Here is an 11,330-nt window from a genome sequence, read left to right on the forward strand (position 1 = left end):
TGCTTACGAAAAAATATATTAACTTTTAAGCTATTTTTGTTTGACAATTAACTTAAAAGCTATTATACTATGTTCATAAGCTAATATTAAAGCTAACAAGTACAACGAAAAAACTCATATTAATTAATTATTGGTGGTCGCCAAACTTTGAATCATTAATGTAGAGCTATTTGTGCGCTTATTTAACTATGTACTTATGATAGCTTAAAAGTTAACTAGCGTCAACTACTTTCTTTGATATTAGCTTAAAAATTATTTAGGAAGGAGAACACTATGATTATCACGGATTTTGCTGAAATTGTAGAAATCAAACGAAACCGCGAAGGAAAGACTTTAAAGTACTTGGCGGATCTGATCGGCGGTAAATCAATTGTTTACACGAAGCAAGTAATTGCAGGTATTCAAAACGGTGAAAATGCTAGAAAGTATCGCCAAATTATCGCTGAAGATCTAGGGATATCACTCGCTGAATTAGAAGAGATGAAGAATTCGAATGGGGAGGTTAAGTAATGATTGAACAACCTCGAATTGAAATCATTGCAGATAATGATTGGCTTGAGAAATTTGCCAAAGAATATTTGCAGCAATTATATGATGAACGTTTGAAACCAGAATGGCTTACAATTCCTGATTTGGAAGAAATTACGAGACACGAAAGAAAATGGATCATGGAACATATCATTAATGATCCATACGTTCAGAAAAATGGAATCGCTAAGAAGGCTGGGGGAAATACTAAGTCAAAATGGATTGTTGATGCTGAAAAAATAAGACCTTTTTTGAAAAGACTATTTGCTAGTTTTCCGAATGAATAGGAGGAACCGCATGAAAATCACTATCTCAATAGAAACAAACGGAACGACAATGCAGCATACCGTCTCAACAAAAGAAGAAGCACTTGCTTTGATCGATCGATACTTCAAGGAGGAGTCAGCATGAAGAAAATTTACTGGATTAGACGTACAACATTTATTCTTGTCATCTTCGCATTGGGAGCATTGATTTCATCAGAACCACCAACGTGGCTAGTCATCGGATTCCCTTGTGTCGCAATGTTACTGCTAATGATCTATGACGACGCAGTATTTGAATTACGATCAAGGACGGTGAAGAAATGACTAGGGCGGAAGTGCTTGATCTATACTATCGCACACTTGATTGGAAAGAAATTTACTATGAAGCACAAGCAAAAATGGACGCAAAAAAAGACTCCGGCCGGCAAGCATAGAGTCTTACGAAAAATATTTACCTAAGTTTACCACAAATCGAGAGGAGTGGGAAGATGTCAGATTATATCGCAACAAATTACGACAAACTGATGCAAGACGAAAGTAGTCATGTGTTCCCAAATATCCATTCTGAGGAATCACAAGAAGAAGTTGATCCATCGGCGCATTGGAACGAAGACGACAACGAAACGCCCGTACACTCAGCGGACTGGTTGTTTATAGGCTACAGAAAGAATGGGCTGACACGTACTAAGTTTGTCTTACAGCAAGAAAACTTTCTAAGTATGGTCGAGGAATTCGGACCATCATCAATACTTATGAACGAATTACGGATTGTCAGCGGAGCAGATTGGTTAGATCAAAGAATGGAGGAATTTAAGTGAGCGAAACTACCTTAGTTGAGAAGTTGATCAAACTACGAAAAAAAGTTCCTTATATCAAGAAAGAACAAAAGCAGTATATCAAATTTTCAGTCGTAAGTTCTGAAACAGTATTAACAGAGTTCAACACTCATATGAACGAATTGAATATTTATCTTAAAACAGAAGTGGTGAATAAAACTATTGAAAGACAAAAAATTGGTGTGAACGAGAAAACTAAGAAGGATATTTTTAGTTATCTTGTAACACTTGATATGAAGTATACGTGGATCAACGGTGACAATCCATCTGAAAGAGAAGAGGTAACATTTTCGGCAATTGCTGATGATGAAAATTCATCGTATGCATACGGACAAGCTTTAACGTACGCAGAAAAAACTTTTTTCATGAAAGAGTTTAATATTCCTGCAGATGACGTTGATCCCGATGTATTTCAAAAAGAAATTTTAAAACGTATTCCAGCAAGTCCTGAACAAATCGAAGCCATACACATTCAATTAGGAAAGTTAGAAGAATTAACAGAGCAACCGAAACTTGCTTTCTTGGAACAAGCAAAGATGACAAATGGTGTAAATGCAAAGAAAACTCCTGAAGAGTTCACCGGATATGATTTTGGGTTAGTGATGAACACTTTAACCGGATGGGTTAATGGATATGAAAAGAAAAAAAGTAAGAAGTGATGCAAATGCAACGCTTAGGAAAAATAATCAAACATGATGGAAAAAAGCTAACGATAGAATTTGAGGATGAAATAAATGCCGAGTATTTAAAAACCTTGGCACGTGAGAAAGAGAATCTGGTCAAAGTAAAACTAATAGACAACGAACCACTTTCAACGAAACAGAATGCTCTTTCTCACGCTTTAATTCGTGACATAGCTAATTGGTATGTTGATGATCCAGAACACGTAGAAGAAATGCTCAAATACGATTATAAGTACACAGAAGACGAACCCTTCTCGCACGCCGTAGCAAGTATGAACGAAGGCAATATTTGGATAACGAAACTCATTCAATTTGTCATAAGAGAAGGAGTCCAACTTAACCAAAGATACTCATATCTAATAGAACATGATAGCTTTTTCTACTATTGCTGCAAATATCGAAAGTGTGCAGTTTCTGGTAGACCAGGAGCGCAAATACATCATGTCACGGCAGTTGGAAATCGTCATAGAAATAACGTTGACCATCGGCTATTTCCATTCGTGGCTTTGGATTGGAAAACACACAATATTGCTCACCAACTTGGGCAAGAGGAATTTCTAAAGAGATATCAGATCAAGCCGGTTTATTTGGATAAAGAAGCTTTAATCAAGATTGGCATTATGAGTAACGCTCAAATAATGCGCTTTGATGAAAAGTACGAAACAGAAGAGCTATTCAAGAAAGCAATAGAGGAGGGGCAACAATTTGCGTGAAAAATCATTAGAAATAGCCAGTAAATATAGCGCTTTGCACCGTAAGCTATCACCAAACAATAAGCTTTTTCTTGAAGTTATGACATATGCTTTTTTAGCTACCAACGGCAAGGGCACAGCTGCGAATATTGAAAAAATAAGCACAACCAAGTTAGTTGATCAAAAACCAATAAGACAAGTTCAATACATTGTGACAGTTGATGTAAAGGAGGGATAACGTGGCTGAAATAAGTTGGATTAAGCTTAGCACTGGTTTGCCAGACAACAAAAAGATTAAGCGTATCAGAAAGCTTCCAGAAGGCGACAAGGTTATCTTGTTTTGGGTGTTCCTCTTAGCTAGAGCCGGAGAGAGCAACCAAAGCGGAGGGATATTCCTAACGGATACTATGCCTTATCAAGAGGAAGACTTAGCTGCAGACTTTGATTTCAATATTGAATTTGTTCAATTTGCCTTAATTACTCTTGAAAAATACTCAATGATAACAAGATATCAAGATATTTTGTTTATCAAGAATTGGGAAGAATACCAGTCTATTGAGGGTTTGGAGAAGGTAAGGGAACAGAATAGAATACGTCAGGCTAGACACAAAGAGAAACAAAGACAACTAACGTTAGGTAACGTTACCGCTAACGTTAGTGGTAACGCGGAAGTAACGGAGAGTAACGCAACAGATATAGATAAAGAATTAGATAAAGAAAGAGATATAGATAAAGAGAAAATACCATATAGCGACATCATCAAATACTTGAACGAAGCAACAAGTAAATCATTCAAAGTTACTCAGAAATGGAAAGACCTAATCAAAGCAAGATGGAACGAAGGTCAACGATTAGATGATTTCAAAAAAGTAATTGATGTGAAAACAAACCAATGGTTGAACAACCAAGAAATGAATAAGTACCTAAGACCAGCAACACTCTTTGGAAATAAGTTTGATGATTATTTGAATGAATATCGCCCACAAGTTAATTCTTCAATCTCCGATGAAATTGCTGAATCTCAAAGGAGGTTGTCTGAAGCCTATGAACAATGAGTTAAAACTAGTGGCTGAAATGCTAAACAATCCATCAATCATTACCAACATTGATATCGATTCAGAATGGTTCGAAAGTTCTCAGTGCAAATTGATTGTAGAGTCAATGACGAGACTGCGAGGAATGAAATACACCACCGAACAGGTCCATCGAGAAATGCGAACCATTGACTACTTCAAAGCAGGGACAGCAGATGAATTAGACATCTTGAAGAATTCTGCTAATCAGCTTGGAATCGAAAGAGAACTAGCACGGATCATACACAATGATTATCTTGATCGCAAGTTGCATTCAGCGTCCATAAAATACGCTGAGACGCTTTCTAAGACAGATGGCGATAAGTTAACACGCTTGCTAGAAGAAAAGCGTGACGTGAACCATATTAAGTCTGATGGCAAGTTGGACAAAGCATTCTCTGAATTCTCGGAGAACTTGGATAAGCCAAGCGATGTTCTAACGACATACAAACCGCTAGATGCATTTCTTGGTGGTGGGCTAACTGGTGGCAAGTTGATTGTCTTAGCAGGAAGACCAGCTACAGGGAAAACGGCGTTTGCTTTAAACATCATGCACAAATTGTTTACAGATAATGAAAATGTACAGTGCGACTTTTTCACTTTTGAAATGGGCCAAAACGAGCTAATGACTCGACTGGTTTCAAAAGAGACACATATCAACTCACTTCTATTTGTGGGTAAGAACAAGCTGTCACAGGAAAATAAAATCAAGGCGCGCAAAGCTTATGAAGAAATGAAAAATACATTCGATCTACGCGTCTATACATCCGAGTACTCAAACTTAAACGATATTAAATATGCAATTAAGCAGCGTTTGAGTGATAAGAAGTATGTCGTGTTTGTAGACTATGCAGGGCTGATAACAGTTAACGATACTCGCAAAAATGAGCGTCAAGTGATGAACGAAGTCACACGAGAGTTGAAGAAGCTCACAACAGACTACGGAATCACCATTGTGTTGCTAGCACAGTTAAGCAGGGCAGTCGAGCAGCGACAAGACAAGCGCCCAATGCTCAGTGATTTGAAAGAGTCTGGATCATTAGAACAAGATGCGAATGTCACACTCTTGCTTTCAGCTGACGATAAAGACAGTCGCAAAATTCGATGCGATGTAGCCAAAAACAGAGAAGGTATGACAGGAGTTGCGCCATTTATCTTTGACAAGAAGTTTATGGATTTCTCAGTAGACTTTGACGAATGGAGAGGTTAGATGGACGGACAAACATATCTGGCTATCTTCAAAGAAAACGGCCATGTGCGATCGGAATTGGTTCGAACAATTGAATCGCAAGTCAAGACTTTTGAACAATGCGGAATGCTAGATAAGGCCGAGGAAGCAAAATGGGTAGCAATCGAAGTCGCAGAAGAAGAAAAGAAAAAAGGACATCCGATCATGCAGGGCAATGAAACGAAAGAACAAATCGCACAACGATACTTGAAAGCGAGGGGAATGTTCTGATCACGATACCAGGAGAGTTAACAGACTTAAATAAATTCATCAATAGCCAACGAACAAACAGATATGCAGGCGCCAAGTTGAAAAAGGAGAATACGGAAAAATGTTGTTATGCATTCTTGATGGCGAAAGCGGCAGGCCTGAGAGTGACAACGCCAATCAACTTGAAAATCACTTGGTACTGCAAAAACAAGCGCAAGGATAAAGACAACATTGCGTTCGGGATCAAGTTTATCTTGGACGGAATGATTGAGGCAAGAGTAATCGCAAATGATGGATGGGGCGAGATTGCCAACTTTGAGCATCGGTTTGAAGTGGATAAGGATTGCCCGAGGATTGAAATTGAATTGGAGAAACAAAAATGAAGGAAGAAGTCATTACTGTATCAAAAGTACAAGGAAAGCACTTTGTTGTTCTGGAAAGTGGTACTAGGATTCAAATTGATTCTAAAGAGTACAAAAAAATAAAACAGAAATTAGCTAAATCAAGCACATTATTCATGTATCACAATATGGCCAATTTAACGGAGGAAGAAAAATGATAAACAATGTTGTACTTGTCGGAAGGCTGACGAAAGATCCAGATTTGAGATACACGACCAGTGGTACAGGAGTTGCAACCTTTACATTAGCAGTTAATCGAAACTTCACAAGTGCTGATGGGACTCGGGAAGCGGATTTCATCAACTGCGTGATTTGGAGAAAGCCAGCTGAAACATTGACGAACTATGCGAAAAAAGGCGTGTTGATCGGAGTAACAGGGCGGATTCAAACTCGTTCTTACGATAACCAACAAGGGCAAAAAGTCTATGTCACCGAAGTGATTGCGGACAACTTCCAGTTGTTAGAAAGCAAAAAAGCCGATTCTAGCCAAAATACACAAGGAAGCGGTGCTTCAAATAATCAAACGAATAATAACACTCGCAACCGACAAAACGTAAACAGCGCAACGGCAGACCCATTTGGAAACTCGTCAATTGATATCAGCGATGACGATTTACCATTTTGAGAGGTGAGCAGATGACGCCAACACAAATCCAAATCAGAAACATGTCGGATAAGGACCTAGTATGGAGAAAGAAAGTAATAGACAGCCATGTCGAGAGATTGCTTAAGCAACAAGAATGGCTAGCCGAAGAAATGGAACGGAGAAGTAAAGATGAACAAACAAGAATTGATTAATAGTGTAAAAGCTTGGGGTGCGTGGTGTACCGACCATAACACTGGTGAAAAAGATCGATACGTAAAAATTGATAAGGTTAGAGAGTTGATTGAGCAGTTAGACGGAAAACAAAAAGTGACGGTGCCTAAGTTTGTAGCTATATGGATCAAACAATGTCAAGAAAAAGCTACACTTGCTGATTGCCTGGATGGATATTATGAAATCTCAAATGGTGAAGTTGTTAGCTCGGAAGATTTTCAAAGTTGGGTTGCAGATAACGAAAACGATGAACTGACTGCTAAAGCGTGGATGTTTGGATATGAAGTGGAGAGCGTATTGTGGATAGTCAAACTAGGGAAAACTTATTTTAGAGATTTTGACAACTACTGTGGCGATTTGATTGCAATACCCGATGATGGCCTGGACGCAAAAAAACATGCTTTTAAATTCGATGACAAATCTAAAGCACTAAAAGTAGCGGATGAAATCGGCGGAATAGTGGAGGAAGTCAAATGAAATTAGCAGACACAGTAATAGGCGTGCAAGACGGTAAGTACAGCCCACCGCCACGAGTAGTCAGAAAGCAACGTAGAGTAAAAGCAGGCATCGAGTATTGGTGCGTGACCGAACGTTTTAAAACACCTTTCAAAGCAGTGTGTGTCAAAGTGCTTGAGAACTCAGCTATTGTGACATTTGGCAGCGATCGGACAGTTGTTAGATTGCGAGATATGAAGAGGGTGGAATGATGTCTAACAAAGAAGATTTGTATCGGTTGGAAAGGTTAGTTAATACGCCAGGTGCTGACGAAGACGAAATCAGAGTTTTGAGAAAGGCTTTGTGGGGAAAGAGTTACGATCGACCGAAGCAGAATAGATACAACTCAACGCCAGTCAGATTTACTTTTCCAGATGGTGAAGTCAAAGAATTCAGCACACAGCGTGAAGCCGCAGAGATGTCAGGGCTGAATAAATGGACATTGGATCGAGCGTGCAGATTGCAGATACCTTTGAAGAAAGGCAATTTCGCAGGTGCAACGGTCGAGATATGGAGCCAGTAATCGGAAGAAGGAGATTATTTCATGGGAGAAATGGCTGAATACTGGAAAGATGTGAAGCCTTACCTGAAAGAGCGCAGAACGCAGCATGTTAAGCGCATGGGCGATTCAGCGATAAAAAACATCAAGGCTTTGGGCTTTGAATTTACCCATTATCCAAATAATCATCAATTTGCGATCAATACGCCAAAAGGGATGATTGATTATTGGGGAACAACTGGTACTTGGATTGATCGTAAAACAAAAAGACGTGGTAAAGGACTGCACAGCCTCAGAAAATACGTTAGCGGCAGCTAGTCAGTAAGCGGAAGAAATAGCAAACTAGGAGGGGTCACATGCCACCAGAAGATTATCAACCGCCCTTTTGCTTTGAGTGTGACGGTGAGGTATTAAAATCGGAACATTTACTGGTATGCGACGAGTGCGGAAAAATCTATACACAAGACGAATACCAAAAACTGACTGATGAAGAAGCAGAAAAATATATAAACTTCATAAAGAAAAAATCACCAGAATTATTCGGTTAATGACAGAAATACAAAATCAATTTTGGCTAACCATAATCAATTACTAAACTTCTCAGGCATATTATACTCGAACTGCTGATCATAAAATTCAATATGTTTAGGATAAATACAGGGACTTTTGCTTATTGGAGGAATAAAAATCGAAGAATCGTTAAATAGATCACAAATGTTTTTTTCGCCATACGGAAACAATTTCGAGTAAAAATATTCAATATCCTTAATATTATTTTTGCGTATGGAATTCTTAAGGTCAAGAATACAATTTTTGTTGTTAAAAATATCATTGACGGTCACTATCGGAAGCTTTGTCATTGATTTTTTGACCCTTATCAATTTATTTATATTTAATAAATTAATCTTAACATCAACGTTATTTTAATGATATATAAAAACGCTGATTATTTAATGTAAATTTAGTAAGTTTTTTTAATTAGTTTGCTATCCACCAAGATAAAGGATTAAAGAAAAAAAGAAGCCATGAAGGCTTCTCAGGAGATTGCTGTACGATTCTTTAAAGAAATCAACAAGAATCTGAGATATACAAAAATGCTTGTAACATTTTTAATCTCAATCACTGGACTTACATCTCTGTAGTTTTAAGTGATTACCTCCTGTCTAAATTATACCATAAAGAAGATAATGAACAAGGAAGTGCATAATCAGAATTATTGAACAATCTGATTTGATAATAAATGATAAAGAAATTAATTTTAACCAAATTCTTCATCTTGAAAAGGATTATAAGGACTGATTGATTCTATATGATTTGGAACTTTTAATTCAAAATTAAAAACGCCTCTAGAAGTATGGATCTTAAGATCATGATTATCCATTTTAAAGAAATCTTCTGAATAACTAAGATTGAAAAAAATATTTCCTCTTACACTTGTATATGGATCGATAGTAAAGTTCGGTTTTAAGTAATTTATTGGAGAATCTGGGCTACCTAAAGATGTTTTAGAGGTTTCGCTAGTTGTAACTAAATAATAGTTTCCGCCATCCACATATGAATCATAGGACAAAGCATCATTTAGTGTGAAACTGATTATTGAAATGGGGAGAGAACTATTATTTGTAATTAGCACTTCTGATAGTATTCTATACTGATTACCAGAGAATGGATCGGGATACTTTGGAGAACGCTTGGTGTTTGTATACGACCATCCATCAAATGAAAAAGAAAAACTTCTTGCGGCTCTATGATCTTGAATAACGGTGATAGAAGCTCGTTCTTGATAAAAAACTCTGTAAGCTAGAACAAAAGATATTATTAAAGAAAAAAGACTGACCAGTATTTCCAATATAAAACTTCCTTTCAGAAAATTATTTTTTAAACATTTAATTTATTTTAACAAATAGACTCAAAGTTGGCTAACATCAACTGTCTCTACTATAAATAGTTAAAAAATGTTGTCTTGATTTATTTCATTTTGACTATTTTTTTATCTAATATTTAAACTTTAATTTGTCAATCGTCAGCGATAGCTGATTGTCAGAGAGGTGATAAAAATCTTAGCTACTGACTATATAGATTCTCATAAGGATAAGAATGGGAACGTGCCGATCCTACTGAATTGTGGTGTGAAGCATAAGAACAGAATTATAGTCCTAAAGGTATCAGCTGATTTTGCAAAGTGGATTTTCTTAACATCGGGAACAGGCGCTTACTACACAAGTGCAATAAGGACCGTTGACAAACAAAATGTATTCGGAGAAACAGAATTATATGCCGATCATTTTCCAAACATGAGAATAGAACAGGAGGGATAAGATGAATAAGCAAGATCCAATACCGAAAAAAGGAACTTTAAACGACTCTCAACATTGGCATTTAGGTTTATTAGTAACACTCTATCATAATCATAAAGTGGATCAAGGCTATCCTTATTATCTAGCTTTACAAGATTATTTTGCACGGGATGATGGCCCTGAGATCGAAGATGAAGAGTTTGCTCTAGTTATTTCAGTATTTAGCAACTATGTATTAAGTGAACTGGAGAAAGCCAATGAAAGTTAATCATTATACAGTACTAGCTATTGCATCAATACTGTTGACAATGGTTGGCTTGAGTTGGTTATCCTATACAATAGTTGATCAACAGGAACAAATTGAGCAGCTAGAACAACAGCTGCAGCATGAGCAGATGAAGTACAAGATTATTATTAACGATCCGCTGGTGAGAGATGCTATGGAAAGTGGAGGATAAATGATGGACTTTGCAGTAGCGATTTTTCTCGCAGTCGTAGCGACAGTGGTTGCAAGTGTGATTTTTGGTAAGGAAGACAATGAGGAGGGCAAGTAAATGTGTGAGTACTGCAAACCCGATCCAAGGAATAGGGAAACTTTGTATAGATCTGATTATCTGTGGTCAGGACGTACCGACTGTGTGGAAGTTGGAGTGAATGGCAATACAATGCATGTTACAGCTGAAGTTGATAATGCGGGTTACACAGCAGAGTTTGAGATTACCTTCTGTCCTATGTGCGGGACAAAATTAACCGAGGAGGGCAAGTGATTGAGTAAGAATGATTCATTAATCAATGAGCTAGATAGAAAGTTTGCTAACTACCATGCATATAACAAAGAGATTGCTATTCGAAAAGAGGAGCTGAAGCTTCGAGAAGTCGATGAAAATATCGGTGGCAGTCGAAGTAATATCATGAGCAATCCGATTGAGTCGCAAATAATAAAAGAAATGTCTGATCCATACATTATGAATCGAGAACTGTGGAAAAAGGCAGTCAAAGAAACTCTGAGCGATCAAAGTGCGGATATTAGAGTTTTGATTGAAACTAAGTATTGGGGAGAAGACAGTTGGATGGATTGGGTAAGCTTCGGCAAGAAGCATGGATATGCGAGAACGCCAATCTATCGTATTAGACAAAAAGTTTTACTCGACTTTGGCAGAAAGATCGGTGAAATCAATTAATTTGGGAAAGAAACGTGTAGTTTTCCCTGTGTCAAGAGGGGTAAAATAGTATTATCAGATATCGCCCACAAGCAGAAACGCACAACGGCATTCAACCTCCTTTTGATACGTAAAAATTATTCTG

General features: G+C 37.5%; 21 protein-coding genes. 20 read left to right on the plus strand and 1 reads right to left on the minus strand.

Going from position 1 to position 11,330, the window contains the following annotated elements:
* Positions 1–273: 273 nt before the first annotated feature.
* From A5877_RS15130 to A5877_RS15210, 17 genes are all read left to right on the plus strand, one after another.
* The gene (locus tag A5877_RS15130) at positions 274–510 is read left to right on the plus strand and encodes a hypothetical protein (protein ID WP_086317088.1); all 237 of its coding nucleotides are present in this window, start codon (positions 274–276) and stop codon (positions 508–510) included.
* Complete coding sequence (locus A5877_RS15135) at positions 510–815, plus strand: DUF771 domain-containing protein (protein WP_086317090.1); 306 nt, start codon at positions 510–512, stop codon at positions 813–815. The genes A5877_RS15130 and A5877_RS15135 overlap by 1 nt, the downstream gene beginning before the upstream one ends.
* Positions 816–1,282: 467 nt before the next feature.
* Positions 1,283–1,612: a hypothetical protein gene (locus tag A5877_RS15145; protein ID WP_086317093.1), complete on the plus strand. Its 330-nt coding sequence runs from the start codon at positions 1,283–1,285 to the stop codon at positions 1,610–1,612.
* Complete coding sequence (locus A5877_RS15150; protein ID WP_086317095.1) at positions 1,609–2,289, plus strand: ERF family protein; 681 nt, start codon at positions 1,609–1,611, stop codon at positions 2,287–2,289. Before A5877_RS15145 ends, A5877_RS15150 begins: the two co-directional genes overlap by 4 nt.
* 5 nt (positions 2,290–2,294) lie before the next feature.
* Positions 2,295–3,026 carry a putative HNHc nuclease gene (locus A5877_RS15155; protein WP_086317097.1) on the plus strand — a complete coding sequence of 244 codons (732 nt, stop codon included), beginning with the start codon at positions 2,295–2,297 and terminating at the stop codon, positions 3,024–3,026.
* The gene (locus A5877_RS15160; RefSeq protein WP_086317099.1) at positions 3,019–3,243 is read left to right on the plus strand and encodes a hypothetical protein; all 225 of its coding nucleotides are present in this window, start codon (positions 3,019–3,021) and stop codon (positions 3,241–3,243) included. The genes A5877_RS15155 and A5877_RS15160 overlap by 8 nt, the downstream gene beginning before the upstream one ends.
* A gap of 1 nt (position 3,244) precedes the next feature.
* Positions 3,245–4,060, plus strand: coding sequence for a phage replisome organizer N-terminal domain-containing protein (locus tag A5877_RS15165; protein ID WP_041119151.1), 816 nt, complete (start codon positions 3,245–3,247; stop codon positions 4,058–4,060).
* Positions 4,050–5,288: a DnaB-like helicase C-terminal domain-containing protein gene (locus A5877_RS15170; RefSeq protein ID WP_086317101.1), complete on the plus strand. Its 1,239-nt coding sequence runs from the start codon at positions 4,050–4,052 to the stop codon at positions 5,286–5,288. The genes A5877_RS15165 and A5877_RS15170 overlap by 11 nt, the downstream gene beginning before the upstream one ends.
* Positions 5,289–5,537: a hypothetical protein gene (locus A5877_RS15175; protein ID WP_086317103.1), complete on the plus strand. Its 249-nt coding sequence runs from the start codon at positions 5,289–5,291 to the stop codon at positions 5,535–5,537.
* Positions 5,538–5,614: 77 nt separating this feature from the next.
* Positions 5,615–5,899: a RusA family crossover junction endodeoxyribonuclease gene (locus A5877_RS15180; RefSeq protein ID WP_086317105.1), complete on the plus strand. Its 285-nt coding sequence runs from the start codon at positions 5,615–5,617 to the stop codon at positions 5,897–5,899.
* Positions 5,896–6,075, plus strand: coding sequence for a hypothetical protein (locus tag A5877_RS15185; RefSeq protein ID WP_086317107.1), 180 nt, complete (start codon positions 5,896–5,898; stop codon positions 6,073–6,075). The genes A5877_RS15180 and A5877_RS15185 overlap by 4 nt, the downstream gene beginning before the upstream one ends.
* Positions 6,072–6,542 (plus strand): single-stranded DNA-binding protein, encoded by a 471-nt coding sequence (gene ssb / locus A5877_RS15190; RefSeq protein WP_086317109.1) that lies wholly within the window; start codon positions 6,072–6,074, stop codon positions 6,540–6,542. Before A5877_RS15185 ends, ssb begins: the two co-directional genes overlap by 4 nt.
* Before the next feature lie 150 nt (positions 6,543–6,692).
* A complete protein-coding gene (locus tag A5877_RS15195; protein ID WP_086317110.1) occupies positions 6,693–7,211 on the plus strand; it encodes a DUF1642 domain-containing protein in 519 nt (172 codons plus the stop codon).
* Positions 7,208–7,441, plus strand: a complete 234-nt coding sequence (locus A5877_RS15200) for a hypothetical protein (protein WP_086317112.1) — start codon at positions 7,208–7,210, stop codon at positions 7,439–7,441. The genes A5877_RS15195 and A5877_RS15200 overlap by 4 nt, the downstream gene beginning before the upstream one ends.
* Positions 7,441–7,752 carry a hypothetical protein gene (locus A5877_RS15205; RefSeq protein ID WP_254907489.1) on the plus strand — a complete coding sequence of 104 codons (312 nt, stop codon included), beginning with the start codon at positions 7,441–7,443 and terminating at the stop codon, positions 7,750–7,752. Before A5877_RS15200 ends, A5877_RS15205 begins: the two co-directional genes overlap by 1 nt.
* Positions 7,753–7,773: 21 nt before the next feature.
* Positions 7,774–8,046 (plus strand): hypothetical protein, encoded by a 273-nt coding sequence (locus A5877_RS17250; RefSeq protein ID WP_176273380.1) that lies wholly within the window; start codon positions 7,774–7,776, stop codon positions 8,044–8,046.
* 38 nt (positions 8,047–8,084) lie between these two features.
* Positions 8,085–8,276, plus strand: a complete 192-nt coding sequence (locus A5877_RS15210) for a hypothetical protein (protein WP_086317116.1) — start codon at positions 8,085–8,087, stop codon at positions 8,274–8,276.
* A 710-nt stretch (positions 8,277–8,986) separates the two neighbouring features.
* Here A5877_RS15210 and A5877_RS15220 read toward each other — a convergent pair.
* Positions 8,987–9,577, minus strand: coding sequence for a hypothetical protein (locus A5877_RS15220; RefSeq protein ID WP_086317120.1), 591 nt, complete (start codon positions 9,575–9,577; stop codon positions 8,987–8,989).
* A gap of 470 nt (positions 9,578–10,047) precedes the next feature.
* Between A5877_RS15220 and A5877_RS15230 the strand changes: the two genes are divergently transcribed.
* The 3 genes from A5877_RS15230 (at position 10,048) to A5877_RS15245 (ending at position 11,206) form a co-directional block, all read left to right on the plus strand.
* A complete protein-coding gene (locus A5877_RS15230; RefSeq protein WP_086317124.1) occupies positions 10,048–10,293 on the plus strand; it encodes a hypothetical protein in 246 nt (81 codons plus the stop codon).
* Entirely contained in the window at positions 10,283–10,483 is a 201-nt protein-coding gene (locus tag A5877_RS15235) for a hypothetical protein (protein WP_086317126.1), read from the plus strand. The genes A5877_RS15230 and A5877_RS15235 overlap by 11 nt, the downstream gene beginning before the upstream one ends.
* Positions 10,484–10,792: 309 nt before the next feature.
* Positions 10,793–11,206, plus strand: a complete 414-nt coding sequence (locus A5877_RS15245; RefSeq protein ID WP_086317130.1) for a hypothetical protein — start codon at positions 10,793–10,795, stop codon at positions 11,204–11,206.
* Positions 11,207–11,330 lie beyond the last annotated feature (124 nt).

Origin of the sequence: Enterococcus sp. 3C7_DIV0644, assembly GCF_002141235.1 — a bacterium.
Taxonomy (GTDB): domain Bacteria; phylum Bacillota; class Bacilli; order Lactobacillales; family Enterococcaceae; genus Enterococcus_D; species Enterococcus_D entomosocium.

Bases quoted from the DNA above. Each gene is read 5' to 3' on its own strand.
- A5877_RS15130 (WP_086317088.1), top strand. From the start codon at position 274: ATGATTATCACGGATTTTGCTGAAATTGTAGAAATCAAACGAAACCGC.
- A5877_RS15135 (WP_086317090.1), top strand. From the start codon at position 510: ATGATTGAACAACCTCGAATTGAAATCATTGCAGATAATGATTGGCTT.
- A5877_RS15145 (WP_086317093.1), top strand. From the start codon at position 1,283: ATGTCAGATTATATCGCAACAAATTACGACAAACTGATGCAAGACGAA.
- A5877_RS15155 (WP_086317097.1), top strand. From the start codon at position 2,295: ATGCAACGCTTAGGAAAAATAATCAAACATGATGGAAAAAAGCTAACG.
- A5877_RS15170 (WP_086317101.1), top strand. From the start codon at position 4,050: ATGAACAATGAGTTAAAACTAGTGGCTGAAATGCTAAACAATCCATCA.
- A5877_RS15175 (WP_086317103.1), top strand. From the start codon at position 5,289: ATGGACGGACAAACATATCTGGCTATCTTCAAAGAAAACGGCCATGTG.
- A5877_RS15185 (WP_086317107.1), top strand. From the start codon at position 5,896: ATGAAGGAAGAAGTCATTACTGTATCAAAAGTACAAGGAAAGCACTTT.
- ssb (WP_086317109.1), top strand. From the start codon at position 6,072: ATGATAAACAATGTTGTACTTGTCGGAAGGCTGACGAAAGATCCAGAT.
- A5877_RS15195 (WP_086317110.1), top strand. From the start codon at position 6,693: ATGAACAAACAAGAATTGATTAATAGTGTAAAAGCTTGGGGTGCGTGG.
- A5877_RS15200 (WP_086317112.1), top strand. From the start codon at position 7,208: ATGAAATTAGCAGACACAGTAATAGGCGTGCAAGACGGTAAGTACAGC.
- A5877_RS15205 (WP_254907489.1), top strand. From the start codon at position 7,441: ATGTCTAACAAAGAAGATTTGTATCGGTTGGAAAGGTTAGTTAATACG.
- A5877_RS17250 (WP_176273380.1), top strand. From the start codon at position 7,774: ATGGGAGAAATGGCTGAATACTGGAAAGATGTGAAGCCTTACCTGAAA.
- A5877_RS15210 (WP_086317116.1), top strand. From the start codon at position 8,085: ATGCCACCAGAAGATTATCAACCGCCCTTTTGCTTTGAGTGTGACGGT.
- A5877_RS15230 (WP_086317124.1), top strand. From the start codon at position 10,048: ATGAATAAGCAAGATCCAATACCGAAAAAAGGAACTTTAAACGACTCT.
- A5877_RS15235 (WP_086317126.1), top strand. From the start codon at position 10,283: ATGAAAGTTAATCATTATACAGTACTAGCTATTGCATCAATACTGTTG.